Genomic DNA, 24963 nt, shown 5'->3' with positions numbered 1-24963 from the left:
TCCGTGGGCGAGGGGGCCGCCAGCGCTCAGGCGCTTGCGTTGCGGACACGCCAAGCAAGGCCCGCCCCCCATCGAACGGCGCCGAGCGCCACGCTTCCCCTCGCCCACAGCGTGGGAGAGGGGTTGGGGGTGAGGGCCGTTGAAGTCAGCGAGCCCGGATTCCCCCTCTCCCGCTTGCGGGAGAGGGCTGGGGTGAGGGTCTTCGGGGCTCCCGCGGACATGCGACCAAGCCGCCCTCACCGCTCCTGCGTCCGGTTGTTCCCGTCCCGATTCGGACCGTCGTTGCGCGGCGGGCGCGGCGGCTCGACGCGTTGCGGCGGCGGGGGTGAAGGCCGAGGCGCCTCGACGCGTGGCGCCTGAGGCGCCGGCCGGGGGGCTTCCACCCGGGGCGGCTCCATGCGCGGCGCCTCGACACGCGGCATCTCACGCTGCGGCTCCGGACGCGCCCGCTCGGGGCGTTCGAAGCGAGGCTGCTCCACACGCGGTTGCTCGACCCGCGGCTGCTCCACACGCGGCTGCTCGAAACGCGGCGGCGCGACCCGCGCGGGCTGATCCTCCCGTCGATCCTGACGATCGCCCCGGCGCCCGTCCTGCCCGCCCCGATTGCCGCGCTCGGCCTGCTCGCGATCGCGCGCTTCCTGCGCCGCGCGCCAGGCCTCGCGATCCCCTTCGCTGCGCTCCTGCGGACGACGCACGTCGCGGCCGCCCTGAGGCTGACCGGGCACGTTCGGCGTCGGCTGCGGCACGACCGTCGGCGCCTCCGGCGCGGGCCTCACGACGTTGCGGAAGGCATCGCCAGGGCGCCCCTCGTTGCGGACGTCCGGACGCGCATCCGGTCGGCCATCGTGGTCGCGGTCGATGAAGGGACGGCCGCCGGGCTGGTTGTCCGGCCGGCCATCATGGTTGCGATCGACGAAGGGTCGCCCATCCGGGCGACCATCCGGCCGCCCCTCCGTCTGCGTGCCCGGCCGCGGCGGCCACGAACGCTGCGGCTGCAGCGCGGCCGCGGGCAGCGGCGCGGCGACCGGCCGCTGTGTGTACAGCGGGCCGTGCTCGCGCTCGTTGCGATAGATCGGCGGCGGGCTGCCCGGGCGCACGACCGTGGCCAGGTGCGGATCCGGATTCGCCCGGCGCCAGTAGCCGGGGCTGTAGTGGTACGGCGGGATCCAGGCCTCGCGCGGCGCCAGCGGCACCCAGGCGCCGTAGCGCGGCGGCGGCGGGCGCCGGCCGCTGCCGATCGAGATCGCCATGCTGATGCTGCTGCCCCCCACCCAGCCGACCATCGCCGGCGAGTACACCGGCCGCCGCACGTACGGTCCCGGCACCCAGCACCAGCGGTCGCGCCAGTAGGCCCAGCGGCCGTAATGGAAGGGGGCGAAGCCCCAGGGCATGTCGTCGACCCAGGTCCAGCCCCAGCGGCTGCTCCAGACCCAGCGGCCGTAGCGATACGGCGCCCAGTCGGCGACGACCACCGTCGGCACCCACACCGGCCCGTAGTCGGGGCTCTGCTGCCAGGCACCGTACTGGCCGAGGTCCTCGGCGCCGGTCATCTCCGGCGAGACATAGGGCTGGCCGCCGACCACCGGCGCGGGCGGCGGCGGCATCGCGTCGCGCGCGTCGTCGAGGAACAGCCGGGCGAAGCCGTCGCGCTGCAGGGGCTGGCGCTCGGTGCGCGGGCCGTTGTCCCACCAGAACTCGGCCTGCTCGTTGGTCGACATCCAGACCGGCTGGGCGTCGGTGGCGCGCGAGTCGAAACGCAGCTTGCCCTGCCAGGCCTGCGCCTGCGAGCCGCGGTCCAGCTGGGACACGCGGTACAGGCCCTCGCGCTCGAAGGCGAAGCGGCCTTCCAGGGTGCGCAGCGTCCACTCGTCGGCGCCGTCCTGGCTGCGCAGCCGCAGCGCGGCCGAGCCCTTGATGATCTGCACTGCCACGCGGTTATCGGACAGCGCGTTGAACTCGATCTCGCTGCGCTGGTCCAGCCACAGCGTCGAGGACCCCACCGTGAGCGTCGCCCCGGCGCCGTCATCGGCGCGCAGCCGGTCGCCCTCGCCCACGGTCTGGTTGCGGTGCATCTCGACCCACTCGCGCGCGTCGGCGTCATAGAGCCAGACCGCGCCGCTGAGGTCCGCGATGCGGCCGGCCCGGGTCGGGGCGTCGGCCAGCGCGAGGCCGTGCAGCAGCAGCGCCGTCAGCGCCACCAGCAGCGCCACGAGCGCGCGTGCCGAGGGCAGGCGCGGGAGGAAACGGATCGGGGATCGGATGTTCATGGCAGCGGACACTCCACCGGGATCCTCGCTTAACGCCATCACGACAGCGCGGTGCACCGGTGCTTACAACTTGACGCCCTGTTGCCCGTGCGTCAATCGCCCTTCGGCCACTAACGGCCCCCTCGGCGATCCGCGGCAGGCTCGATCGCGCCGAGCGCTTCAGGGCATTCCGGCCGCCCGGCCGTCGGCGCTCCGGATTCCTCGACGATCAATCGTCGGTGTTGGGGTCCATGCCAGGGAACAGCACCTCGGTGAAGCCGAAGCGGCTGAAGTCCTGGATGCGCATCGGATAGAGCGTCCCGATCAGGTGGTCGCACTCGTGCTGCACGACCCGGGCATGGAAGCCCTCGGCCTCGCGATCGATGGCCTGGCCGTCCGCGTCCACGCCGGTGTAGCGGATGCGCGAGAGCCGCGGCACCACGCCGCGCAGGCCAGGCACCGACAGACAGCCCTCCCAGCCCTCCTCGGTCGCATCCGACAGCGGGGTGATCACGGGATTGATGAGCACCGTCATCGGCACGGGCGGCGCCTCGGGATAGCGCTCGTTGCGCTGGAACCCGAAGACGACGACCTGCAGGTCCACGCCGATCTGGGGGGCGGCCAGACCGGCGCCGTTGGCGGCCTTCATGGTGTCGAACATGTCCTCGAGCAGCACCTTCAGCGCCGGCGTGCCGAACTCGGTCACGGGCTGGGCGTGGCGCAGCAGGCGCGGGTCGCCCATCTTCAGAATCTCGCGGATGGCCATCGGCAGGTCCTCGGCGGCGCATGGGCGCCGCGATGCGTGAACAGGGGGAGGCGGTCGTCACGGACGGCCCGGTGGCGGCTTGCGCCCTCGCCCGTCACGGGCGCGACGCGGTCACCGGGCCGATCGCGTAACCTCCGGGCCATTCTAAGAAGCCTGCCAAGACCGCAGCGCCGACACGACCCCGCGCCCGCCTCGGGCGCGCCCCGCGAGAACGGAGACCCGCGATGACCCGCCCCACCGCCACGAACGCCGCCAGCGCCACGCCCGTGACGACCGCCCTGCCCGACTACCTGGAGCCGATCGACCACGGCGTCTACGCCATCGACACGGCCTTCCAGCGCGACCATTTCGATGCCGCCTTCCTGGTCGTGGACGCCGGCCGCGCGGCCTTCATCGACACCGGCACACGGCTCGCGCTGCCGCGCCTGCTGGGCGCGCTGGAGGCGCTGGGGCTCGCGCGCGACGCGGTGGACTGGGTCATCCCCACGCACGTGCACCTGGACCATGCCGGCGGCGTCGGCACCCTGATGCAGGAGCTGCCCGCCGCCACGATGCTGGTGCATCCGCGCGGCCTGCGGCACATGGTCGACCCGAAGGCCCTGTGGCTGGGCGCGACGGCGGTCTATGGCGAGGAGGAGATGAAGCGCTCCTACGGCTCGCTCGTGGGCGTGCCCGAATCGCGCGCGCAGGCAAGTCATGACGAGCAGCGCATCGCGCTGGGCGGACGCACGCTGCGCCTGATCGACACGCCGGGACATGCGCGGCACCACCACTGCGTGTGGGACGAGAGCAGCCGGGGCTGGTTCACCGGCGACACCTTCGGCCTGTCCTACCGCGACTTCGACGATGCCGAGGGGCGCGCCTGGATCATGCCGACCAGCACGCCGGTGCAGTTCGAACCCGAGGTGCTGAAACACTCGATCGCCCGCATGATGGCGGCGCGACCGGCGCGCATGTACGTGACGCACTACAGCCGCATCGGCCGCGACGAGGCGGACGTCGAGCGCCTGGCCGCGCTGCTGGTCGCGCAGATCGACGACATGGTCGAGATCGCGACGCGCCTGAAGGACGCGTCCGATCGCCACGACGCGATGAAGCGCGAGCTGCTGGCGCTCTACCAGCGCCGCGTGAAGGACCACCTCGGCGACGCCATGCCGCCGACCCGCGTCGCCGCGCTGCTCGCGCTGGACGTCGAACTCAACGCGCAGGGGCTGGGGGTGTGGCTGGACAAGCTGGCCAAGGGCCAGCCAGACAAGGCCTGACCCCGCCAGGCTCGACGCCGGAGCGACAACGGCGGCACGAGGCCGCCGTTCTTCGTCCTGGTCATCGCCCTTGCGGGCGATCACGCGGCGATGACCGCGTCGCGCTCAAGCGTCCAGGTTGAGTTCCTGGATCTTGCGCGTGATGGTGTTGCGGCCGATGCCCAGCTTCTGCGCGGCCTCGATGCGACGGCCGCGCGTCAGGTCCAGCGCGGTCAGGATCAGGCTGGCCTCGAAGCGGCGCGTCAGCACGTCCCACACGTTGGGCTCGCCGGCCGCGAGCAGGCGGCGCGCCTCGCGCGCCATCTCCGCGACCCATGCGTCCGGCGACGGCGGCAGCGTCACGCCGCCTACCGGCATGGCCGGCATCGCCGGCAGGCTCGTCAGACCGCTGGCCGAGGGGACGACGTCCATCGGCAGCGCGGCCCCGGCCACCGGCGCGGTGGGCACGGCGAGCAGCTCCTGCGGCAGGTCCTTGGCCTCGACCACCAGGCTGGGCGCCATCACGCTCAGCCAGTGGCAGATGTTCTCCAGCTGCCGCACATTGCCCGGGAAATCGAAGTTCACCAGGCGCTGCAGCGCCGCCTCGGACAGGCGCTTGGGCTCGACGCCCAGCTCGTTGGCGCTGCGCTGCAGGAAGTAGCGCGCCAGCAGCGGCACGTCCTCGCGGCGCTCGCGCAGCGGGGGCAGCCGCAGGCGGATCACGTTCAGGCGGTGGAACAGGTCCTCGCGGAAGCGGCCTTCCTTGACCAGCGTCTCGAGGTTCTGGTGCGTCGCCGCGACCACGCGCACGTTGGCCTTCTGCGGGCTGTGGCCGCCGACCCGGTAGAACTGGCCGTCCGACAGCACGCGCAGCAAGCGCGTCTGCAGGTCCAGCGGCATGTCGCCGATCTCGTCGAGGAACAGCGTGCCGCCCTCGGCCTGCTCGAAGCGGCCGCGACGCGTCGCCTGCGCACCGGTGAAGGCGCCGCGCTCATGGCCGAAGAGCTCCGACTCCAGCAGGTCCTTGGGGATCGCCGCCGTGTTGATGGCGACGAAGGGCCCTTCCGCGCGCGGGCTGTGCTTGTGCAGCGCGCGCGCCACCAGCTCCTTGCCCGAGCCCGACTCGCCGGTGATCAGCACCGTCACGTGGCTCTGGCTCAGACGGCCGATGGCGCGGAACACGTCCTGCATCGCCGGCGCCTGGCCCAGCATCTCGGGCATCTCGACCTTCTCGGCCTCGCCCACGGTCTCGCGCTGGCTCTCCTCCTGCGCGCGCCGGATCAACTCCACCGCGCGCGGCAGGTCGAAAGGCTTGGGCAGGTACTCGAAGGCCCCGCCCTGGAAGGCGCTCACCGCGCTGTCCAGGTCCGAGTACGCGGTCATGATGATCACCGGCAGGTCCGGCAACTGCTTCTTGACCGTGCTCAGCAGCTCCAGGCCCGATCCGCCCGGCATGCGGATGTCCGACACCAGCACCTGCGGCGTGTCGTCCTCCAGCGCCGCGAGCACCTCGCGCGTCTGGCTGAAGCTGCGCACCGGCAGCCCTTCGCGCGTCAGCGCCTTCTCCAGAACAAAACGGATCGAATGGTCGTCGTCAACAATCCAGATCGACTTCATCTAAGGCTCCCCTTTCCCCCGTTGTCGGCTTGTGGCCGCGGCTCAGGGCAAAGGCAGGGTGATTCGGAAATCGGTCCGGCCCGGTTGGCTGTCGCAGTCGATCATCCCCTGGTGCTGTTGGGCGATCGTCTGCGCCAGCGTCAACCCGAGACCAGATCCCCCATCCGTTCCCGACACCAATGGGAAGAAGATGCGGTCCTTGATCTCCTCGGGCACGCCCGGGCCGTTGTCTTCGATATGCAATTCCAATGCCAAGCGCCAGCGCTGCTTGCCGATCGTGACCTGCCGGGCCACCCGGGTGCGCAGCACGATCAGCGCGTCGCCCTGCGCGATGCGGTCCCGCAGCGCATGCGCGGCGTTCTGGACGATGTTGAGGACGGCCTGGATCAGTTGCTCGCGATCGCCCCGGAAGTCGGGCAGCGAGATGTCGTAATCGCGCTGGATCGTCAGCCCGCGCGGGAACTGCACCAGCACCAGCGAGCGCACCCGCTCGCAGATCTCGTGGATGTTGACGTCGCCCACCACCTGCGCGCGCCGGTACGGCGCCAGCAGCCGGTCCACCAGCGACTGCAGCCGGTCGGCCTCGTGGATGATGACCTCGGTGTATTCCTCAAGCTCGGACCAGAGCGCCGTGGGCTGCAGCTCCAGCGCCAGCAGCTGCGCCGCGCCGCGGATGCCGCCCAGCGGGTTCTTGATCTCGTGGGCGAGGTTGCGCGTGAGCTCCTTGGTCGCGTGGACCTGGTCCAGGTTGCGCTCCTCGCGGTCCTGGCGCGTCTGCTGCGCGTTCTCGATCAGCTCGATGACCAGGCGCTCGGGGTCCTCGGTCTGGCTGACGATGACATGCACCGGCAGCAGGTCGTCATGCGTGCGCGGCCCGCGCCGGATCACCGCGTCGAAGCGGGAGCTGGAGAACGCGTTGCGGCTCACGCCCTCCAGCGCCTCGATCAGGCGGCCCGTGTCGACGAACCACTCGAGCAGGTTGCTGCCCTGCACCGCGCGGCGCGGGAGGTTGAACAGCGTCTCGACGGCGGTGTTGGCGAATTCGCAGACGCCGTCGGGACGGACCACCGCCACCAGGGTGGCGAGCAGGTCGAAGCAGCCGTAAGGCGTGTCGTTCGGTAGGGACTTCGGATTCATTCGGTGTCGCCCTCGTCGCGAGGGCTGGCGGCCTGCGCCCGACGCCGACATCCGTCGTCGTCAAGGGGGAGGCAGCTTGGCCAGCTCGCGCTTGATGGCCTGGACGTCGCTTTCCTGGCGCGTGACGCCGGCCTTGAGCTCGGCCACGCGGTCCTGGTACTTCTGGTAGTTGCGCTCGTCGCCGCGGCGCTCGGGCTGGCCGTTGTTGTACTCCTGCTGGAGCTTGGCCAGACGCGACTCGGCGTCGCGCAGTTCGTTCTCGAGCACAAGGCGGCGATCGCTGTCGCGGACCTTCTGGTCCTTGGGGTCGACGCGCAGGTCACTGGACATCCCCGACGACGAACCGGCGGTGGCCGGGGCGCGCGGCTTGACCGGCGCGATCACCGAGATCGGCGTGCCCTCGATGCTGCGGCAGCCCTTGTCGGCGGCCTCCTTGGGCGACAGCGCGTCGGTGTAGAGCACCGGGGGTCCCGGGCAGCGGTACACCACGCCCTGCGCCGATGCGCCGCCGGCCGCGCACAGCGCGGCCACGGCCAGCAGCCGCCAACTCCTCGCGCTCGCGAACCTCGAGGCTCCCGCGCGTCCCACCCGTTTCATCTGCAGCGTCATCTGCAATCCCTGCTTCTAACTGACCAGAGTCGGCGCCGATTGTGACGCAACGGGGTGGGGACTGTCTTGTTGCCGGGGACGGGTGCTGTTGCCAGGTGTACGCCTGCGCGCGCGACGACGCCGCGCAAAGGAAAAGGGACGGCCGAAGCCGTCCCCGCGCGTGCGACGCGATTCGCGGAGCGGGCCGTGCCGAGAAGGACATGGCGCTCTCCGCGCTCGCGATCACAGGGCGTAGTACATGTCGAACTCGACCGGGTGGGTCGTCATGCGGAAGCGCTGGACTTCCTGCATCTTCAGGTCGATGTAGGCATCGATGAAGCTGTCGGTGAAGACGCCGCCCTTGGTCAGGAACGCGCGGTCCTTGTCCAGGTATTCCAGCGCCTGATCCAGCGAGTGGCAGACGGTCGGGATCTTCGCGTCTTCTTCCGGCGGCAGGTGGTACAGGTCCTTCGTGGCGGCTTCGCCCGGATGGATCTTGTTCTCGACGCCGTCCAGGCCGGCCATCAGCAGCGCGGCGAAGCACAGGTACGGGTTGGCGCTGGGGTCCGGGAAGCGCGCCTCGATGCGGCGGCCCTTGGGGTTCGCCACGTAGGGGATGCGGATCGAGGCCGAGCGGTTCTTGGCCGAGTAGGCCAGCTTCACCGGGGCTTCGAAGCCGGGGACCAGACGCTTGTACGAGTTGGTGCCGGGGTTGGTGATGGCGTTCAGGGCACGGGCGTGCTTGATGATGCCGCCGATGTAGTACAGCGCGAAGTCGCTCAGGCCGGCATAGCCTTCACCGGCGAACAGGTTCTTGCCGTCCTTCCACACGGACTGGTGCACGTGCATGCCCGAGCCGTTGTCGCCGACGATGGGCTTCGGCATGAACGTGGCCGTCTTGCCGTAGGCGTGGGCGACGTTCTGGATGACGTACTTCTGCAGCTGCAGCCAGTCCGCACGCTCGACCAGCGAGCTGAACTTGGTGCCGATTTCCATCTGGCCCGCGTTCGCGACCTCGTGGTGGTGGACTTCGACGGGGATGCCCATCTGTTCCAGGATCAGGCACATCTCCGAGCGCATGTCCTGGCCGCTGTCGACCGGGGGCACCGGGAAGTAGCCGCCCTTGACGGTGGGACGATAGCCGCTGTTGCCGTGCTCGTATTCCTTGCCGGTGTTCCAGGCGGCTTCCTCGGACTCGATCTTCACGAAGCAGCCCGACATGTCCACGTTCCAGCGGACGCTGTCGAAGATGAAGAACTCGGGTTCCGGACCGAAGAAGGCGGTGTCGCCCAGCCCGGAGGACTTCAGGTAGGCCTCGGCGCGGCGCGCCAGCGAGCGCGGGTCGCGCTCATAGGCCTTGCCGTCGGTCGGATCGATGACGTCGCAGGTCAGGATCAGGGTCGGCTCTTCGAAGAAGGGGTCGACGTTGGCCGTGTTGGGGTCCGGCATCAGCAGCATGTCGGAGGCTTCGATGCCCTTCCAGCCGGCGATCGAGGAGCCGTCGAAGGCATGGCCCGACTGGAACTTGTCCTCATCGAAATGGGACACGGGCACGGTCACGTGCTGTTCTTTGCCGCGCGTGTCGGTGAAGCGGAAGTCGATGAACTTGACTTCATGCTCCTTCACCATGTTCATCACGTCGGCGACGGTCTTGGTGGCCATCAATCACTCCTAGGGGGCTGGATGAGAAAGAAAGATTCGTCGGGCCTGTGCCCAGCACGCGTTGATTTAGCAGTTTGCATGCCAACAAATGAAAGGGCCGTGACGGACAGGCGCCAGACCGGTGCACGGCGCGCAAGCCCTTGATGCCCAACGCGCCACGCCAGGGCGTCGCCGGCATCGCGGCCGCTCTCGCGCGCCGCCCTCGACAGAGGGGTCGGCGACAGGATCCCGAAGCGGTGCATCATCGCACCAATTCGGTGCCGACAGTGGCACCAAATTGGGCAATGCCCTCGCGGAGCGCGGCATAGGCGGCGTCCAGCGCGTCCGGTCCGCCCTTGACGCCCAGTTCGATGTGGCGCCCCCATTGCGGGTGGTCGACGCTGGGCAGCGAGAAGACCTTGATGCCGGGGAAGTCCTGCTCGATGCGCTCCATCAGCGGCGTGAGCGAGGCCTCCATCGCGCCCTGCACGATCAGCGAGCGCTCGCGCGTGACGACGGCCTGGTGCAGGTCGGCGTGGGCCTGGTCCAGCACCCACTCGATCATCGGATGGGCCATCACCGGGAAGCCCGGGACGAAGTAGGCGCGGCCGTCGATGGAGAAGCCCGGGATCTTGTTGTACGGATTCGGGATGATGCCGGCGCCCTGCGGGAACACGCCCATCTCCAGGCGGCGCCGGGTGTCCGGATGGTCGCGGTCGGGCGTGGTGCCCTGCTCCGCCGCCATCTGCTGGATGCGCTGCCAGATCAGCTCGGCGGCCTCGGGATGCAGCTCGAGCGGCCGGCCGAGCGCCGCGGCGGCGGCCTGGCGCGTGTGGTCGTCAGGCGTCGCGCCGATGCCGCCGCAGCTGAAGAACAGGTCGCCGCCGGCGAAGGCGGTGGCGTACTCGCGGATCAGCTGCTCGCGGTCGTCGCCCAGGTACTTGGCCCAGGACAGCGACAGGCCGCGCGCGCCGAGCAGCTCGATCACCTTGGCCAGGTGCTTGTCCTGGCGCTTACCGGACAGGATCTCGTCGCCGATGATGAAGAGGCCGATGTTCATGCGAAGGCTCACAGGGAGGCTGAGGGAGAGGTCGGAGGACCGGCCCTCGCGTTCCGCGCGGCGCCGGTCGCGGTGATCGGTCGGGCGCTCAGGGCCCCGTCGGGGCGGGCTTGTCCAGCGCGGGCCGGCCGGGCTCGGGGTCGTCGTCCAGGAGCGGGGGCTGCGTCGCGTAGTTGGCGGGCAGCGCGTCCATCACGGGATCGGGATCACGCGCGGCGACGGTGTCGGCGCGGCGCATCTCCTGCAGCGCCGCCAGCGCGTAATGCGCGAACCACAGCGAGCTGAAGGCGAAGACCAGCGTGTACAGCCACACCGACACCAGGATCAGCACCGGCGCGAAGGCGATGGTCAGCGCGCCCAGCGCCCAGATCGCCGCGGGGGCCGCGCCGAGGTAGCCGGTCGCCAGGCCCAGCAGCATCAGCGGCAGGCGATGCTCGTTGATCAGCCGGCGGCGCTCGGGCGCGGAGGCGTGCTCGGCCAGCACGTCGAAGGTGAAGACGCGGTAGCCCAGCCAGCCCCAGATCAGCGGGGGCAGGATCAGCGCCAGCGGGGGGATCAGCCAGAACGGGAGCGACGCGATCAGCGCCACCACCGCCACCACCGTGTGCAGCAGCGACCAGCTGAAGCTGGCGACGAAGCCGCCGCCGTGCTTGCGCTCCAGGCCGGGGAAGCGGCGCTGGCCGACCAGGTCGACCATGGAGGGCGTCATCATCAGCGCCACCAGCAGCAGGCTCAGCACGACCAGCGCGGGCACCGCCATCGCCAGCACGATCATCGGCGCGAGCACGGTGCGGAAGGACGCGGCGCCCAGGCTGTCCAGCCACTTGAGCAGGCCGTCGACCAGGCTCCAGGACTCCATGGTCGCGCGCACGCCGGAGACCGCGCCTTCCCAGAAGAAGTAGCCCAGCCCGAAGGCCAGCGCGGCCGACACGATCAGCGGCAGCAGGGACAGGCCGATCACCCGCGGGTGCAGGCAGTACGCGGCCGCGCGCCAGAACGAGTCGGCGATGCGGCTCATCGGCTTGATCATCAGTCGTTTCCTCCGGCCGGCGCCCGGCCCGTGATGTCGATGGGCGCGCCACCGGCGGGCGAATCGCCGCCGGGCGCGGCCGCGATCTTGTCACGTCCGAAGAGCCGTTTCAGTCCCAGCCACTGCTGCGACCAGAAGCCGCTGCCGTAATCGCGGCCGCCCTCTTCCGGGAGCTGGTCGCGCACGCCGGTCGGATCCCAGCGGTCCTCGAAGTTGGCGGTGCGGAAGATCACGTCCCACAGCGGGAAGAGCACGGCGAAGTTGTGGCCGCCCAGCGTGCCACGGCCGAAGCCCTCGTGGCCGATGCCGATCGAGTGGTGCAGGCGATGGAAGCGCCGGCTCACCAGCAGGCGCTCGCCGATCAGGCCGAAGCTCACGCGCAGGTTGGCGTGCTGCAGGTTCTCCAGCAGTTGCGAGATCGCCGTCAGCGCGACGAACTGGCCCGGCCCGACGCCGATCAGCCGCGCCACCAGCACCACCGCGCCGTCGATCAGGATGTCATCGAGCAGGTGATTGCGGCTGTCGCTCCACATCGTCATCTGGCGCTGGCTGTGATGCAGCGAGTGCAGCGACCACCACCAGTTCCACGAGTGCTGCGCGCGATGCAGCCAGTACTGGAGCAGGTCAAAGGCCAGCAGATAGACGATGAAGCTCAGCCAGGCCTGGTCGGTCACGCCGGGCCAGATCGCGTCGAGCTGGAACGTGGGGATGCCCTGCATGCGCATCTCGCCGACCAGGCTGTCGGCCAGCGGCTCGAGCGAGAAGAACATCGCCAGCCGGAACAGGCCCAGGCGCTGGATCAGCGTGTAGAGGATGTCGACGCGGATCGCGCGGCGGTCGGTCACGGCCTCGGCCGGACGCCAGCGCTGCAGCGCGCCGATGACCGCCAGCATGACGACGATCTGCAGCAGGCCGACGAGCAGCCAGCCGGTCGCGTCGAACGCGTCCTCCAGCAGGTTGCCGAAGCCCAGGTGAAAGACGATCGGCTGGATGACGCTCTCGAAGAGCGCCTGCTGCGCCTGACCGAAGAGATCGGTGAACCAGTCCATCACGGGTCGTGTCTCCTGCCCCCACACGTCAAGGGCTCAATGCCTCAATGCCTCAGCGGCTCGATCGCTCAACGCGGCCTGGGCGCGTCCTTGCCCGCCTTCAGCGCGAGCGCCTCCGCGGGCTTGCGCATCCACGCGGCGTACTCCGGATGATCGCGCAAGGGCGCGAAGCACATGCCGCGCGACTTCAATCCCTGCAACAGCGGCTCCAGCACCGCGGGCGCCCAGGGGTCCTGGCGCGACCAGATGCCCAGGTGCGCCATCAGGATATCGCCGGGCTTGATGCGGCGCAGCGCCTGCTCCAGCAGCGCCTGGTTGGGGAACTTGTCGCTGGGCAGCTCGTCGCCGAGAAAGCCGGCCGGGCTCCAGCCGACATGGCGAAAACCGCAGGCCTGCGCGGCCGCCAGCAGCGCCGGAGAGGTCCGCCCCGCCGGCGCGCGGAAGATCATCGCCATCGGCTTGCCGGTCATCTCGAGAAAGCGCTGGGCGGGCCGCCTCAGGTCCTCGCAGTACTCGGCCGAGCTCAGCACCACGGTCTGCGGCACCTGCTCGCCCGCCGCGCGTCGGAAGCGGAACCTGCCGTCGGGAAGATCCGCCGACCACGCGTCGTGATACCAGGTGTGCGAGCCGAAATCGTGGCCCTGCTCCGCCAGCGTCTTCCACCACGGGGCCCACTTGTCGTCCATGGTCTGGCCGCCGTCCATGGTCGGTTCCTGCGCGAGGAAGAAGGTGGCCTTGGCGTCGAAGCGCTTGAGCGTGTCGACGATCAGCGGGGCCACGCCCATGTGGCCGGTGTCGAAGGTCAGGTAGACGGGCTTGTCGCACGGGGGCGCCGACGACTCGGGCTGCGCGAAGCCCGGCAGCGTCACCGCCAGGCCGAGCGCCAGCGCGAGCGCGCGCCGCGGGAAGGACGGGATCTTCACGGTACTGCTCTCAGATCAGGTCGGGACGGACGGGGCGCACGGACGCCCGCGTCATTGACGCGGCATCTGGTCCAGCGTCCAGACGCCGTGCGGCGACTTGCCGACCTTGACCTGCGTGAGGATCTGCTTGCTCTGCAGGTCCATCACGGTGAGCTTGCGTGCCCAGCGCGACGTGAACATCAGCGTGCGGCCGTCGGGCAGGATCTCCATGTCGTCGGGGCCGCCGGGCGCCTTGAGCGTGTCCACCACGCTGAAGTCCGCCAGCGCGATCTTGCTGATGGTGTTGGCCGCGCGGTTGCTCACCAGCACATGCTTCTTGTCGCCCAGCGCGCGGAACGAGTGCGCGCCGTCACCCGTCTCCAGCTTCTTGACCAGCTTGGGCTGCGCGCCGGTGACGTCGTAGACCTCGACGCTGCGCTCGCCGGTCAGCGCGACCAGCAGGTGCTTGTCATCGGGCGTCAGGTACAGGTCGGCGGGCAGCTTGCCGACGGGGATCTTCCAGCGGGGGGCCATCGTGTTCAGGTCGATGGCCAGCAGCTCGCTGCTGTCCTGCAGGCTGGCGTAGACGACGCTGCTCTTGCTGTCGATGGACAGGTGGCTGGGCGTCTTCGGGGCGGAGAAGCGCTTGAACAGCGCCAGCGGCTGGGCCGCGTTCTGCGGCTGCCACTTGTAGATGTCGACGTGGTCCAGCCGGTTGCCGGCCAGCACCAGGTACTTCATGTCGGGCGAGAAGCGCAGGTGGTACGGGTCCGGGATGCCGCGCACGGTGCGCTGCACTTCGGCCGTCACCGGGTCCAGGAACGTGAGCGAGTCGCCCAGCGCGTTGGCCACGATCATGGTCTTGCGATCGGGCGTGAGGTAGAGGTGGTGCGGTTCCTTGCCCGTGGGGATGCGCTTGATCTCGCGGAAGTCCTTGGGGCTGATGACGCTGATGTCGGCGTCCAGCGAGTTGAGCACGAAGATCGGGCTGGTCGCGCCGTTGCCGGTGGTGGCGGACGCGGTCGCCGGCGTCAGGGACGCGGCGGCGGAGAGGGACAGGGCCAGGGCAGCGGCGATCGGCCGCGCGAGACGGAACAGCATGAAGTCCTCGGGTCCTCGGAGTCGTGGGGCGCGTGTGACGCGGGTGGCGCGTCGGGCCGGCCCGGGCATGGGCGAGCGTCGCGCAGCCCTGAAGTGTAGGCGGGTTGTCCCTGAGCCCTGGCTGAAACAGCGGCGCGAAGGCCCTGCTGATGCGGGGGCGCGCTCGCTGCGGGCACAAGTCTTGAGCTTTTCGGAACGCGGGGACGGTCCGGGCCGTGGGGACGCCGCCACGACCCCTCGACCCCGCCCGCGGTTGCATCCGGTTGCGGAAGACTTGCCGCCAGGGTTGCGGCAAGGATGCGCATGACGAACGTGGCGACGCGGGCTCGAGGCCCGCGTCGGGAAGCGTCGGACGCGCGGGCCCGACGGGTGGATCACTCGTCGTTGTCGCCGCCGAGGATGCCGCCCAGCAGGCCCGCGGCACCGAATCCACCGAGGAGGGAGCCCTCCTCGCGCGAGCCGCCGCGCTGCGGCGCGGCCGCGAACACGCGCGAGGCCAGGCGCGAGAACGGCAGGCTCTGCAGCCACACCTCGCCCGGTCCGGTCATCTTGGCCAGGAACAGGCCCTCGCCGCCGAACAGGGCGGTCTTGATCTTGCCCACGTACTGGATCTCGAAACTCACCGACGGGGTGTAGGCCACCACGCAGCCGGTATCCACCAGCACGGTCTGACCCGGCTGGAGGGTCCGACGAACCACGGTCCCCCCTGCGTGCACGAACGCCAGCCCATCCCCATCGAGCTTCTGCATGATGAACCCTTCGCCACCGAAGAAGCCCGTCGACAGGCGCTGCTGGACCGCGATGCCCAGCGACACGCCGCGGGCCGCGCACAGGAACGCGTCCTTCTGGCAGATCAAGGTCCCCCCCAGCTTGCCCAGATCCATCGGGAGGATCTTGCCCGGATACGGCGCCGCGAAAGCGACCCGCAGCTTGGTATGAGCCTGGTTGGTGTAGATCGTGGTGAAGAGCGATTCCCCGGTCACGAGGCGCTTGCCCGCGCCCAGCAGCTTCCCGAAGAACCCGCCCTGGTTGGCGGACCCGTCGCCGAACACCGTGTCCATGCCGATGCCGGCATCCATGAACATCATGCTGCCGGCTTCGCCGATCGCAGCCTCGCCGGGGTCCAGTTCGACCTCGACGAACTGCATCTCGGCACCCTTGATTTCATAGTCGACAACGTCCATGGCCATGGTGATCACCCTCTGTCACATCTCAACGAATGGGGCGCGATATTAACGTTTCGAGCCCTTTCTATACTGCGGTCATGACGCCCATGTCTCCTGACGAAAGCGCAACAACTCTCAAGCCCGGCGACAGCTACGTGCAGTCCTTCGCCCGGGGTCTCTCGGTGATCCGGGCCTTCGGCGCGGATGCCCCGCGGCAGACGCTGACGGAGGTCGCGCGCCGTTGCGGCCTCACCCGCGCCGGCGCCCGTCGCATCCTGCTCACGCTCCAGACACTGGGCTACGTGCGGGCCGAGGGCCGGCTCTTCGAGCTCACGCCCAAGATCCTCGACCTGGGCTTCGCCTACATCTCGTCGCAACCGCTGTGGCAGTTCGCCGAGCCGCTGGTCCTGCAGCTCTCCAGCGACCTGAAGGAATCGAGCTCGATCTCGGTGCTGGACGGTGGCGACATCGTCTTCGTCGTGCGCATCCCCGCGCGCAAGGTGATGACGACGACGCTGGGCATCGGCAGCCGCCTGCCGGCCTGGAGCACCGCGATGGGACGCGTCCTGCTGGCCGCGTTGCCGCCCGAGGAGCGCGACGCGCTGATCGACCGGGCCGAGCTGACCCCGTACACGCCCCGCACGGTGCGAACCCGCGAGGACCTGCGCGCCCAGGTCGAGCAGGCCCGGCGGCAGCACTGGTCGCTGGTGGACCAGGAGCTGGAGGACGGCGTGGTGTCGATCGCCGTCCCGATCACGGGCCGCGACGGGAAGGTCGTGGCGGCGATCAACCTGAGCACGCATGCGAACCGGACCTCGCCGGCCTTGCTCGTGGAGCAGGGGCTGCCGCGGCTGCAGGAGACGGCGCAGAGCCTGTCGCGTCTCTTGCAGATCAAGGGGTGAATGCCGCTCCAGGATGAGGAAGGGCTGCCGATGGCAGCCCTTTCCTTTGCCTGCTTCGAGCGGCGCGTTCCCCCGGCCCGAAGACCTGCGGTCTTCGGGCGTTCGGGCGTTCGGGCGGCGTCGTTCAGTCCACCGGACTGAACTCGGTCCGCCCTCACCCCATGTGCAAGCCCCCGTTGCAGCTGAAGTCGGCGCCCGTCGTGAAGCCCGAATCCGGCCCCGCCAGCCAGGCCACGACGGAGGCGATCTCCTCGGGCTCACCCAGGCGCTTGACCGGGATCTGCGCGACGATCTTCTCCAGCACGTCGGGACGCACTGCCTTGACCATGTCGGTGCCGATGTAGCCCGGGCTGACCGTGTTCACCGTGACGCCCTTGGCCGCGAGTTCCTGCGCCAGCGCCATCGTGAAGCCGTGCATGCCGGCCTTGGCCGCCGAGTAGTTGGTCTGGCCCGCCTGGCCCTTCTCGCCGTTGACCGACGAGATGTTGATGATCCGGCCCCAGCCCTTGTCCACCATGCCCGGCACCACCTGCTTGGTGACGTTGAACATGCTGTTCAGGTTGGTGTCGATGACGGTGTCCCACTCGTCGCGGGTCATCTTCAGGAACATGCGGTCCTTGGTGACGCCGGCGTTGTTGACCAGGACCTCGATCTTGCCGTGCTCCGCGATCGCCTTGTCGAAGGCGGCGACGGTGGAGTCCCAGTCCGCCACGTTGCCGACCGAGGCGTGGAACGTGTAGCCCAGGGCGGACTGCTCAGCCAGCCATTTCGCGTGGTCACGGCTGGGGCCGCAACCGGCGATGACCTTGAAGCCTTCCTTGTGGAGGCGCTGGCAGATGGCGGTACCGATGCCGCCCATGCCGCCGGTGACGTATGCAACTTTCTGACTCATCTTGCTTGCCTCCTGATCGGCGCCCCGCGCCGCCGCGTCCGCGGCCGGGGTGCCTCATGTAAGAACGGAACCGACGCGATGGAAATCGATGGGGCGCGTTCCGCGCGCGCGTCCCGGATCAGCGCTCGACGCAGAGGGCCACGCCCATGCCGCCGCCAATGCACAGGCTGGCGATGCCCTTCTTCGCATCGCGCTTGATCATCTCGTGCAGCAGCGTGACCAGGATCCGGGCGCCGGACGCGCCGATCGGGTGACCCAGCGCGATCGCGCCGCCGTTGACGTTGACCTTGCTCAGGTCCCAGCCCATCTCCTGGTGCACGGCGCAGGCCTGCGCGGCGAAGGCTTCGTTGATCTCGAGCAGGTCCAGGTCCTTGGCCTGCCAGCCGGCGCGGGCCAGCGCCTTCCTCGACGCGGGCACCGGGCCCATGCCCATGACCTTGGGGTCGACGCCGGCGCTGGCGTAGGACGCGATGCGCGCCAGCGGCGTCAGGCCCAGCGCCTTGGCCTTGGCATCGGTCATCAGCACCAGACCCGCGGCGCCGTCGTTCAGGCCGGAGGCGTTGCCCGCGGTCACCGAACCGGCCTTGTCGAAGGCGGGCTTCAGGCCGGACAGCGCCTCGGCGTTGGTCTTGCGGTTGATGAACTCGTCGGCGGAGAAGACGATCGGATCGCCCTTCTTCTGCGGGATCGTCACGGGCACGATCTCGGCCGTGAAGCGGCCCGCGTCCTGCGCGGCGGCCGCCTTCTGCTGGCTGGCCAGCGCGAGCTCATCCTGCTGCGAGCGGCTGATGTGGTGTTCCTTGGCCACGTTCTCGGCGGTGATGCCCATGTGGTACTGGTTGTACACGTCCCACAGGCCGTCGACGATCATGGTGTCCACCAACTTCCAGTCGCCCATGCGCTGGCCGTCGCGCGAGCCCGGCAGCACGTGCGGGGACAGGCTCATGCTCTCCTGGCCGCCGGCGATGATGATGTCGGAATCGCCATCGCGGATGGCCTGGGCCGCCAGCATCACGGCCTTCAGGCCGGAGCCGCAGACCTTGTTGATGGTCATGGCCGGCACGGTCACGGGCAGGCCGGCCTTGATGACGGCCTGGCGCGCCGGGTTCTGGCCCACGCCCGCGGTCAGCACCTGGCCGAGGATGACCTCGTTGATCTGGTCCGCCTGCAGGCCGCTGCGGCGCAGCAGCTCCTGGATGACGGTGGCGCCGAGCTCGCTCGCGGGCGTCTTGGCCAGCGTGCCGCCGAACTTGCCGATCGGCGTGCGTGCCGCCGCGACGATGACGATGTCCTGAGGTGAAGTCATGTCTCGCTCCTGGTTCCGGTTCTGCTGAATACAGCGGGGATGAATGCTTCTGGAAGGAAGTCTTCGGGGATGAATGCGGGGGTGAGTTCGGAGATGGATGGGAAGGCTGGCGGCGCGCGGTCCGTCACGCGCGCTGCTTGACGTAGCGGCCCGGCGCCGGCTCGATGGCCGGGTGGGCGCGGTTGCCCGGCGCGCGTGGCGCGGCCTTGAGCGCGCCCGCGTGGCCGGCCAGCCACTGGTCCCAGTCGGTCCACCAGCTGCCGGGATGCTCGGTGGCGTTCTCCAGCCACTGGCGCTCGTCGGCCGGCAGCGCCGTGCCCTTGCCGATCCAATGGCTGCGCTTCTTCTTCTCGGGCGGGTTGATCACGCCGGCGATGTGGCCGGACGCGCCCAGCACGAAGCGCTTCTTGCCCTTGAACACCTGCGTGCTGCGATAGGCCGCGTCCCAGGGGACGATGTGGTCCTCGCGCGAGCCGTAGATGAACAGCGGCGCCGTGATCTTGCCCAGGTCGATCGGCTCGCCGCAGACAGTCAGGCGGCCGGGGATGCGCAGCTCGTTCTGCAGGTAGGTGTGGCGCAGGTACCAGCAGTACATCGGGCCCGGCAGGTTGGTCGCGTCGCCGTTCCAGTACAGCAGGTCGAAGGCCGGCGGGGCCTCGCCCTTGAGGTAGTTGCCGACGACGTAGTTCCACACCAGGTCGTTGGGCCGCAGGAAGCTGAAGGTCGTCGCCAGCTCCTGGCCGTGCAGCAGGCCGGGGCCGTTGACCGCCTGCTCGCCCAGCGTCATCTCGCGCATGCGCACCGAGGGCTCGTCGACGAACAGGTCCAGCACGCCGTTGCTGCTGAAGTCGATCAGCGTGGTCAGCAGCGTGATGCTCTCGGCCGGCTGCTGGCCGCGCGCGGCCAGCACGGCCAGCGCGGTCGCCAGGATGGTCCCGCCCACGCAGAAGCCCAGCGTGTTGATGGTCTCCGTGCCGGCGATCTCGCGCACCACCTCGATGGCCTTGATCGCGGCCTGGCCGATGTAGTCGTCCCAGGTCCAGTGCACGCAGTCCGCGTCGGGATTGCGCCAGCTCACCACGAAGGTGCGGTGACCCTGCGCCACCGCGTGGCGGATCAGCGAGTTCTCCGGCTGCAGGTCGAGGATGTAGTACTTGTTGATGCAGGGGGGCACCATCAGCAGCGGCCGCGCATGCACCTTGGCGGTGAGCGGCTTGTACTCGAGCAGCTGGAAGAAGGCGTTCTCGAAGACCACGTGGCCTTCGGTGGTCGCGACGTTGCGGCCGACCTCGAAGGCCGACTCGTCGGTCTGCGAGACGTGGCCGCGCTGCACGTCGGCCATCAGCAGCTGCACGCCGCGGGCGATGCTCTCGCCCTGCGTGTCCAGCGCCAGGCGCTGCGCCTCCGGATTGAGCGCGAGGAAGTTGCTGGGCGACGCCGCATCGACGAACTGCTGCACCGCGAAGCGGACCCGCGCGCGGGTCTTGTCGTCGCCCTGCACCTGCTCGGCCATGCGCTGCAGGGTGCGGGCATTGAGCAGGTAGAGCTGGGCCGTGAAGTGGGCCAGGCGGTTCTCGTTCCAGGACGGGGCGGCGAAGCGGCGATCCTTCAGCGGGGCCGCGGCCGGGGGCTGCGCGGGATCGTGCGACTCGCCGAGCGCGCCGTTCCACAGCGCGCCGGCCTGGCGCAGGTATTCGGACTGCAGCTGCGTCCAGGCCTCGGGCTGGATCTGCATCGCCTGCAGCTGCTTGAAGGCATCACCGAATCCTTGCGCGAGGCTGCTGGCCGCCTGCGCCGCCTGTTCGGCGAACTGGTTGTCTACGCTCATGGGTCTCCTCGAACGGATCCGAGCAAGAAGCTTGCCACAGGCGATCGACGAATCGCCGCGTGGCCATCGCATATGCTCAGGCGCTTTTGTAGCCCGTTCAGCTTACCTTCGCGTGACGGTGTCGTCGCGGTGCCCCCCCCATGGGTAGGTTCTCCCTTTTCATTGACCAGACATGCTGCTCGTCGCGATCGCCTGGATGTATGTGATGCTGATGATGGCGCTCGCCGAGGCCTTCAGCACGCAGGGCTCGGTGCTGGGCGCGGTGATGACCTTCGTCCTGTATGGCGTGCTACCGCTGTCAGTCGTGATGTACCTGATGGGCACGCCGATGCGGCGCAAGGCGCGCCGCCGCGCGGAAGCGGCCCAGGACGAACAGGGGCGACGCGACGAGGCCCCGCCCGTCACGGCGCCTGTCGGGGACGTTCGTCCCGGATCGACGGCCGACGACCCGGCCGCGATCTCAGCGCAGCCGGATGACGGCGGCCATCCGGCCGCTGCGCCGTCCGTCGACACGTTCGTGCCGGAACGAAAAGAAGCGTGACGGCTCGCTGAGCGTGCACCAGCCGCCGCCGCTCACGGACGCGAGGCCCGCGGCCTCGAGTCGACGCCGCGCCAGCCCGTAGAGATCGGCGCGCCAGCGGGGCTCGCCCTGCTCGTTGGGCTGGAAGCGGAAGAGCGCCTGATCGCGATGCAGCGGTTCGACGTCGAACGCGGCAAGCACGTCGGCACCGACCTCGAAGCGATCGGGGCCGATGCCGGCGCCCATCCAGGCGTGGACCTGACCCGGCTCGCAGCCCGCGGCCGCGCTCATCGCTGCCACGGTGTTCTCCAGCACGCCGCCCGCGAGCCCGCGCCAGCCGGCATGCGCGGCGCCCACGACGCCAGGCGCCGCGAACAGCACGGGCAGGCAGTCCGCCACCATCACCGCGCAGGCCAGCGCCGGGTCGGTGCTGATGCTCGCGTCGGCGGGCTCGGGGTCGGCGTCGGGATGCGCGTGCTCGGGTCGCAAGCGCAGCACGGTCGTTCCATGCACCTGCTTGAGGAAGACCGGCGCGCCGCCGATCGCCGCCGCGACGCGAAGCCGGTTCTCGATCACATGCGCCGGGTCATCGCCGACGGAGCGGCCGAGGTTCAGGCTCGCGAGTCCGGCGCGTTCGGGCTGGTCCGCGCCGCTGACGCCGCCGGCCCGCGTGGTCATGAAGGCCTCGGCGCCGGTCACCGGCCAGTCCGGCCGCAGCCAGTCGGGATGCGGCGCGAGGTCGCGCGGCTCACTCGGCATCGGGGCAGGCGCTGGGCTGGGTCTTGCTGAAGGCGTCCAGCGTCATGCAATGCGCGTGGATCCTCATGACCGTGGGCACGTGGTCGAGGCGGCAGTTGAAACGCTGCGCGTTGAACACCTGCGGCACGAGCACGCAATCGGCCAGGGTCGGCGAGTCGCCGAAGCAGAAGCGGCCGGCGCGCCGCTCCGCGGTCAGGCGGTGCTCGACCACCGAGAGCCCGCTCTCGACCCAGTGCTGGTACCAGCGGGTCTTGTCGTCCTCGGACAGGCCCAGGTCCTTCACCAGGTAGCGCAGCACCCGCAGGTTGTTCAGCGGATGGATCTCGCAGGCCATGTCCTGGGCCAGCGCGCGGATGTAGGCGCGGGAGAGCGCGTCGCCGGGCAGGAGGCTGGGCTCGGGGTGGAGCTCGTCGAGGTACTCGATGATGGCCATCGACTGCGTGACGATCGCGTCGCCGTCCTTGAGCAGGGGCACCAGGCGAGAGGCGGACACGGCGGCGTAGGACTCGTTGAACTGTTCGTTCTTCGCGAGGTGGACCGAGTGGTAGTCGTAGTCCAGGCCCTTGATCGCCATCGCGATGCGCACGCGGTAGGAGGCGGACGAGCGGAAGTAGTTGTAGAGCTCCATGGCGGGCGATGATGCCACGCGAGGCCGCTACACTGCGCCCCATGTTTCAAGCGCGGCGATATCAGTACTGCCCCACGTGCGGCGGCCCGACCGAGTACCGCGTCCCGGCCGATGACAACCGGGAGCGCGCGACCTGCACGGTCTGCGGCGCGATCCATTACGAGAACCCGCTGAACGTCGTCGGCACGCTCCCCGTGTACGGCGAACAGGTGCTGCTGTGCAAACGCGCGATCGAGCCGCGGCTGGGCAAGTGGACCTTGCCGGCCGGCTTCATGGAGCTGGGCGAGACCCTCGCCGAGGGCGCGGCCCGCGAGACGCAGGAGGAAGCCGGCGCCGAGATCGAGCTGCAGAACCTGTACTGCGTGATGAACGTGGTGCGCGTGGGCCAGGTCCACCTGTTCTACCGCGCCAGGCTGCTGAGCCCGCGCTTCGATCCGGGTCCGGAGACGCTGGAGGCCCGGCTCTTCCACGAGCACGAGATCCCCTGGGACGAGATCGCCTTCCACACGGTCCGCGACACGCTGCTGCGCTTCTTCGAGGACCGCCACCGGGGCGAGGGATATCCGCTGCATACGGCGGATATCGGCTGAACCTCGGCGTCGCGATCAGCGCCCCCCGGGGCGGGCCGGACCACGCTCACCCCCTCAAGGCTTGATCCCCTGCGCCGACGCCCAGGGGCCGGTGATCCCGTCGAGCTCGCAATCCCACAGCGCCTGCGCGTCCAGCGCATCGGTCACGCCCTCGGCATAGACCTTCAGCGCCAGACTCCGCAGCATCACCACCAGACTGCGCACGAATGCCGCGCGGCTCACATCGGCCGACACGCCCGACACGACCGCGCTGTCGAGCTTCACGTAGTCCAGACCGGCCTGGAAAAGACGATCAATCTGAGCCAGTCCCGCGCCCGCGTGTTCCAGCCCCAGCTGGACGCCCAGCGGCCGCAGTTGGCGGCCCAGTTCCTGCAGCGCCTCGAAGTGCTGCGCGGCCGCCGGCTCGGCCAGCTCCAGACCGATCAGGCGGCGCACCGCCGCAGGCGCGGCCTGCACCAGCTCGCGCGCCCGGGCGATGAAGCTGCCGTCGTTCAGCGAGGCCGGCGCCACGTTGACGCAGCGCGCGCGTTGGTCGTGCTGCGTCGCCTGCAGCGCCAGCGCGATCGCCTGCAGATCGGCCTCGGCGCTCAGGCGATGGCGCAACGCCAGCGGCAGCCAGCGCGCGGCGGGCTCGAACTCGCCGACGGGATTGAGCTTGAGCTGCAGCGGGCATTCCAGGTGCAGCACCTGCCGGTCGCGTCCGATCAGCGGGAACTCCAGCAAGCGGCTGCGCTGCTGCTGCAGCGCATCGGAGATCAGCGCCTTCCAGGCGCGCTCGCCCTGGGCGACTTCCTCGGACGGCGGCGCCTCGCGCAGCTCCAGGACCACGCCCTCGCCCTGCTCCGCCTTGGCCAGCGCCGCGTCGGCGGCGGCGAACCAGGCGCTCATCGGCTGGTCGCGCATCAGCTCGACCGCGCCCATCGCGACGCCCACGCCCGGGCCCAGGTTCTGCAGGCCGGCGCGCAAGGCCTCGGCCAGCGCCTGCGCCGTGTCGCCGACCACGTTGGGCGCCGGCAGCCACAGCGCGAAGTCCGATCCGTTCAGGCGGCCGGCCAGGCAACCGCGGACCTGCTCCGGGTAGACGCGCAGCGCCTGGGCGATCGCCACCAGCGCCTGGTCGGTGGCGCCGTGACCCAGCCGTTGATTCAAGCCCTGCAGATCCTTGAGGCGGACCAGCACCAGCCCCGCCCGCAGCGGACCGTCGTCGCGCTCCAGCGCGGAGCTCAGCTCCGCCACGAACTGCCGACGATGCGACAACCCGGTCAGCTCGTCGCACAGCAGCTGGTGATGCAAGGTGCGCAGCTGCTCGGCCTGGGCCTCGAACATCTGCCGCGTGCGCAGCACCATGGTGTTCATCGCGCCGGTGAGCTTGCGCATCTCGGGGACGCGCGGCTCCAGCACGGTCTCGAAACGGCCTTGCGCCACGCCCTCGGCCTGCTTGACGGCGGTGTCCAGCGGCCGGCGCAGCCGCGACAGCACCGCCGCGGCGGCGATGCCGGTGATCACGCCCACCGCCAGCAGCCAGGAGGCGGTGCTCAGCGTCGAACGCCACAGCGCCTCGTGCACGTAGCCGGTCTGACCGCGCAGCTCGATCTCGCCGACGGCCTTCCAGCCGTCCGACAGCTTGGCCGCGCCCGGCGGCACGTTCAGCGGCAGCAGCGCCACGAACCAGCCCGGCGCGTGCGTGATCTGGGGCGTCTCCAGGTGGCGCTCGAAGACCAGCTTGCCGGTCGCGTCGCGCCAGCGCACGCTCTCGTAGGCGCCGCTGTCGAATTGCGCCGAGATCAGCAGCGACATCAGCTCCGCGTCGCCCTTCTGCTGCGACAGCGCCAGCGCCAGCGCGCTCGCGTTGTCGGCGTTCTTGAGCTGGGCCTGCGTCTGCAGCAGGTCGCGCAGCGACCAGGTGCTCACCGCCACGCCGCCCAGCGCCGAGGCCAGCACGGCGCCCAGCACCAGGCACCAGATTTGTCGAATCAGGGACATGTTCCGAATTC

At 69.9% G+C, this 24963-nt stretch carries 22 protein-coding genes; 4 read left to right on the top strand and 18 right to left on the bottom strand.

Annotated features, from left to right (window positions below; translation table 11 throughout):
* Nucleotides 1–236: 236 nt before the first annotated feature.
* Complete coding sequence (locus MCHT01_RS02960; RefSeq protein WP_067062167.1) at nt 237–2267, bottom strand: DUF6600 domain-containing protein; 2031 nt, start codon at nt 2265–2267, stop codon at nt 237–239.
* A gap of 208 nt (nt 2268–2475) precedes the next feature.
* The gene (def, locus tag MCHT01_RS02955) at nt 2476–3012 is read right to left on the bottom strand and encodes a peptide deformylase (RefSeq protein ID WP_067062164.1); all 537 of its coding nucleotides are present in this window, start codon (nt 3010–3012) and stop codon (nt 2476–2478) included.
* 224 nt (nt 3013–3236) lie between these two features.
* Here def and MCHT01_RS02950 point away from each other — a divergent pair, with 224 nt between their 5' ends.
* Entirely contained in the window at nt 3237–4274 is a 1038-nt protein-coding gene (locus MCHT01_RS02950) for an MBL fold metallo-hydrolase (protein WP_084451704.1), read from the top strand.
* A gap of 105 nt (nt 4275–4379) precedes the next feature.
* Here MCHT01_RS02950 and ntrC read toward each other — a convergent pair whose 3' ends face one another.
* The 10 genes from ntrC to MCHT01_RS02900 form a co-directional block, all read right to left on the bottom strand.
* Nucleotides 4380–5870: a nitrogen regulation protein NR(I) gene (gene ntrC / locus MCHT01_RS02945; protein WP_067062161.1), complete on the bottom strand. Its 1491-nt coding sequence runs from the start codon at nt 5868–5870 to the stop codon at nt 4380–4382.
* Between the two features lie 42 nt (nt 5871–5912).
* Complete coding sequence (gene glnL / locus MCHT01_RS02940) at nt 5913–7007, bottom strand: nitrogen regulation protein NR(II) (protein WP_067062159.1); 1095 nt, start codon at nt 7005–7007, stop codon at nt 5913–5915.
* Between the two features lie 60 nt (nt 7008–7067).
* On the bottom strand, nt 7068–7616 hold the full coding sequence (locus MCHT01_RS02935; RefSeq protein WP_245643140.1) for a hypothetical protein: 549 nt from the start codon (nt 7614–7616) through the stop codon (nt 7068–7070).
* Between the two features lie 222 nt (nt 7617–7838).
* Entirely contained in the window at nt 7839–9257 is a 1419-nt protein-coding gene (gene glnA, locus MCHT01_RS02930; RefSeq protein ID WP_067062156.1) for a type I glutamate--ammonia ligase, read from the bottom strand.
* Between the two features lie 241 nt (nt 9258–9498).
* Nucleotides 9499–10296, bottom strand: a complete 798-nt coding sequence (locus MCHT01_RS02925) for a competence/damage-inducible protein A (RefSeq protein WP_067062153.1) — start codon at nt 10294–10296, stop codon at nt 9499–9501.
* A gap of 88 nt (nt 10297–10384) precedes the next feature.
* A complete protein-coding gene (locus MCHT01_RS02920) occupies nt 10385–11326 on the bottom strand; it encodes an EI24 domain-containing protein (protein WP_245643139.1) in 942 nt (313 codons plus the stop codon).
* On the bottom strand, nt 11326–12375 hold the full coding sequence (locus tag MCHT01_RS02915) for a sterol desaturase family protein (RefSeq protein WP_084451702.1): 1050 nt from the start codon (nt 12373–12375) through the stop codon (nt 11326–11328). The genes MCHT01_RS02920 and MCHT01_RS02915 overlap by 1 nt, the downstream gene beginning before the upstream one ends.
* A gap of 68 nt (nt 12376–12443) precedes the next feature.
* A complete protein-coding gene (locus MCHT01_RS02910; RefSeq protein ID WP_084451700.1) occupies nt 12444–13298 on the bottom strand; it encodes a polysaccharide deacetylase family protein in 855 nt (284 codons plus the stop codon).
* A gap of 51 nt (nt 13299–13349) precedes the next feature.
* Nucleotides 13350–14378, bottom strand: coding sequence for a YncE family protein (locus MCHT01_RS02905; protein ID WP_148661355.1), 1029 nt, complete (start codon nt 14376–14378; stop codon nt 13350–13352).
* Between the two features lie 374 nt (nt 14379–14752).
* Entirely contained in the window at nt 14753–15568 is an 816-nt protein-coding gene (locus MCHT01_RS02900; RefSeq protein ID WP_067062183.1) for a TIGR00266 family protein, read from the bottom strand.
* A gap of 74 nt (nt 15569–15642) precedes the next feature.
* Between MCHT01_RS02900 and MCHT01_RS02895 the strand changes: the two genes are divergently transcribed.
* A complete protein-coding gene (locus MCHT01_RS02895; protein ID WP_067062150.1) occupies nt 15643–16446 on the top strand; it encodes an IclR family transcriptional regulator domain-containing protein in 804 nt (267 codons plus the stop codon).
* 154 nt (nt 16447–16600) lie between these two features.
* On the opposite strand, the gene phbB is transcribed toward MCHT01_RS02895, so the two are convergent.
* From phbB to phaC, 3 genes are all read right to left on the bottom strand, one after another.
* Complete coding sequence (gene phbB, locus MCHT01_RS02890) at nt 16601–17338, bottom strand: acetoacetyl-CoA reductase (RefSeq protein ID WP_067062148.1); 738 nt, start codon at nt 17336–17338, stop codon at nt 16601–16603.
* Between the two features lie 118 nt (nt 17339–17456).
* Nucleotides 17457–18644: an acetyl-CoA C-acetyltransferase gene (locus tag MCHT01_RS02885; RefSeq protein WP_067062145.1), complete on the bottom strand. Its 1188-nt coding sequence runs from the start codon at nt 18642–18644 to the stop codon at nt 17457–17459.
* Nucleotides 18645–18768: 124 nt separating this feature from the next.
* Nucleotides 18769–20472, bottom strand: coding sequence for a class I poly(R)-hydroxyalkanoic acid synthase (gene phaC / locus MCHT01_RS02880; protein WP_067062142.1), 1704 nt, complete (start codon nt 20470–20472; stop codon nt 18769–18771).
* A gap of 172 nt (nt 20473–20644) precedes the next feature.
* On the opposite strand from phaC, the gene MCHT01_RS02875 reads away from it, so the two are divergent.
* Nucleotides 20645–21013 carry a hypothetical protein gene (locus MCHT01_RS02875; RefSeq protein ID WP_067062140.1) on the top strand — a complete coding sequence of 123 codons (369 nt, stop codon included), beginning with the start codon at nt 20645–20647 and terminating at the stop codon, nt 21011–21013.
* Here MCHT01_RS02875 and pgeF read toward each other — a convergent pair.
* Together pgeF and maiA are read right to left on the bottom strand one after the other, a co-directional pair.
* The gene (pgeF, locus tag MCHT01_RS02870; protein ID WP_067062137.1) at nt 20933–21751 is read right to left on the bottom strand and encodes a peptidoglycan editing factor PgeF; all 819 of its coding nucleotides are present in this window, start codon (nt 21749–21751) and stop codon (nt 20933–20935) included. The two genes, MCHT01_RS02875 and pgeF, sit on opposite strands and share 81 nt — an antisense overlap.
* Nucleotides 21741–22379, bottom strand: a complete 639-nt coding sequence (gene maiA / locus MCHT01_RS02865) for a maleylacetoacetate isomerase (RefSeq protein WP_067062134.1) — start codon at nt 22377–22379, stop codon at nt 21741–21743. The genes pgeF and maiA overlap by 11 nt, the downstream gene beginning before the upstream one ends.
* Before the next feature lie 41 nt (nt 22380–22420).
* Between maiA and MCHT01_RS02860 the strand changes: the two genes are divergently transcribed.
* Entirely contained in the window at nt 22421–22969 is a 549-nt protein-coding gene (locus MCHT01_RS02860) for an NUDIX hydrolase (RefSeq protein ID WP_067062131.1), read from the top strand.
* Between the two features lie 54 nt (nt 22970–23023).
* Here MCHT01_RS02860 and MCHT01_RS02855 read toward each other — a convergent pair whose 3' ends face one another.
* Complete coding sequence (locus tag MCHT01_RS02855) at nt 23024–24952, bottom strand: bifunctional diguanylate cyclase/phosphodiesterase (protein WP_067062128.1); 1929 nt, start codon at nt 24950–24952, stop codon at nt 23024–23026.
* Nucleotides 24953–24963 lie beyond the last annotated feature (11 nt).

This window comes from Mitsuaria chitosanitabida ATCC BAA-476 = NBRC 102408, assembly GCF_001598255.1.
Lineage (GTDB): Bacteria > Pseudomonadota > Gammaproteobacteria > Burkholderiales > Burkholderiaceae_C > Roseateles > Roseateles chitosanitabidus.
The sequence above is the reverse complement of the archived record's forward strand: the minus strand, read 5'-3'. Positions and strand labels throughout refer to the sequence as shown.

What these genes read in the sequence shown, in the direction of transcription:
- MCHT01_RS02885 (WP_067062145.1), bottom strand. Translation starts at nt 18,644, where the DNA reads ATGACTTCACCTCAGGACATCGTCATCGTCGCGGCGGCACGCACGCCG.
- MCHT01_RS02925 (WP_067062153.1), bottom strand. Translation starts at nt 10,296, where the DNA reads ATGAACATCGGCCTCTTCATCATCGGCGACGAGATCCTGTCCGGTAAG.
- glnA (WP_067062156.1), bottom strand. Translation starts at nt 9,257, where the DNA reads ATGGCCACCAAGACCGTCGCCGACGTGATGAACATGGTGAAGGAGCAT.
- MCHT01_RS02960 (WP_067062167.1), bottom strand. Translation starts at nt 2,267, where the DNA reads ATGAACATCCGATCCCCGATCCGTTTCCTCCCGCGCCTGCCCTCGGCA.
- phaC (WP_067062142.1), bottom strand. Translation starts at nt 20,472, where the DNA reads ATGAGCGTAGACAACCAGTTCGCCGAACAGGCGGCGCAGGCGGCCAGC.
- MCHT01_RS02950 (WP_084451704.1), top strand. Translation starts at nt 3,237, where the DNA reads ATGACCCGCCCCACCGCCACGAACGCCGCCAGCGCCACGCCCGTGACG.
- MCHT01_RS02875 (WP_067062140.1), top strand. Translation starts at nt 20,645, where the DNA reads ATGCTGCTCGTCGCGATCGCCTGGATGTATGTGATGCTGATGATGGCG.
- def (WP_067062164.1), bottom strand. Translation starts at nt 3,012, where the DNA reads ATGGCCATCCGCGAGATTCTGAAGATGGGCGACCCGCGCCTGCTGCGC.
- MCHT01_RS02895 (WP_067062150.1), top strand. Translation starts at nt 15,643, where the DNA reads ATGACGCCCATGTCTCCTGACGAAAGCGCAACAACTCTCAAGCCCGGC.
- glnL (WP_067062159.1), bottom strand. Translation starts at nt 7,007, where the DNA reads ATGAATCCGAAGTCCCTACCGAACGACACGCCTTACGGCTGCTTCGAC.
- phbB (WP_067062148.1), bottom strand. Translation starts at nt 17,338, where the DNA reads ATGAGTCAGAAAGTTGCATACGTCACCGGCGGCATGGGCGGCATCGGT.
- MCHT01_RS02920 (WP_245643139.1), bottom strand. Translation starts at nt 11,326, where the DNA reads ATGATCAAGCCGATGAGCCGCATCGCCGACTCGTTCTGGCGCGCGGCC.
- pgeF (WP_067062137.1), bottom strand. Translation starts at nt 21,751, where the DNA reads ATGCCGAGTGAGCCGCGCGACCTCGCGCCGCATCCCGACTGGCTGCGG.
- maiA (WP_067062134.1), bottom strand. Translation starts at nt 22,379, where the DNA reads ATGGAGCTCTACAACTACTTCCGCTCGTCCGCCTCCTACCGCGTGCGC.
- MCHT01_RS02860 (WP_067062131.1), top strand. Translation starts at nt 22,421, where the DNA reads ATGTTTCAAGCGCGGCGATATCAGTACTGCCCCACGTGCGGCGGCCCG.
- MCHT01_RS02905 (WP_148661355.1), bottom strand. Translation starts at nt 14,378, where the DNA reads ATGCTGTTCCGTCTCGCGCGGCCGATCGCCGCTGCCCTGGCCCTGTCC.
- MCHT01_RS02935 (WP_245643140.1), bottom strand. Translation starts at nt 7,616, where the DNA reads ATGACGCTGCAGATGAAACGGGTGGGACGCGCGGGAGCCTCGAGGTTC.
- ntrC (WP_067062161.1), bottom strand. Translation starts at nt 5,870, where the DNA reads ATGAAGTCGATCTGGATTGTTGACGACGACCATTCGATCCGTTTTGTT.
- MCHT01_RS02855 (WP_067062128.1), bottom strand. Translation starts at nt 24,952, where the DNA reads ATGTCCCTGATTCGACAAATCTGGTGCCTGGTGCTGGGCGCCGTGCTG.
- MCHT01_RS02900 (WP_067062183.1), bottom strand. Translation starts at nt 15,568, where the DNA reads ATGGCCATGGACGTTGTCGACTATGAAATCAAGGGTGCCGAGATGCAG.
- MCHT01_RS02915 (WP_084451702.1), bottom strand. Translation starts at nt 12,375, where the DNA reads ATGGACTGGTTCACCGATCTCTTCGGTCAGGCGCAGCAGGCGCTCTTC.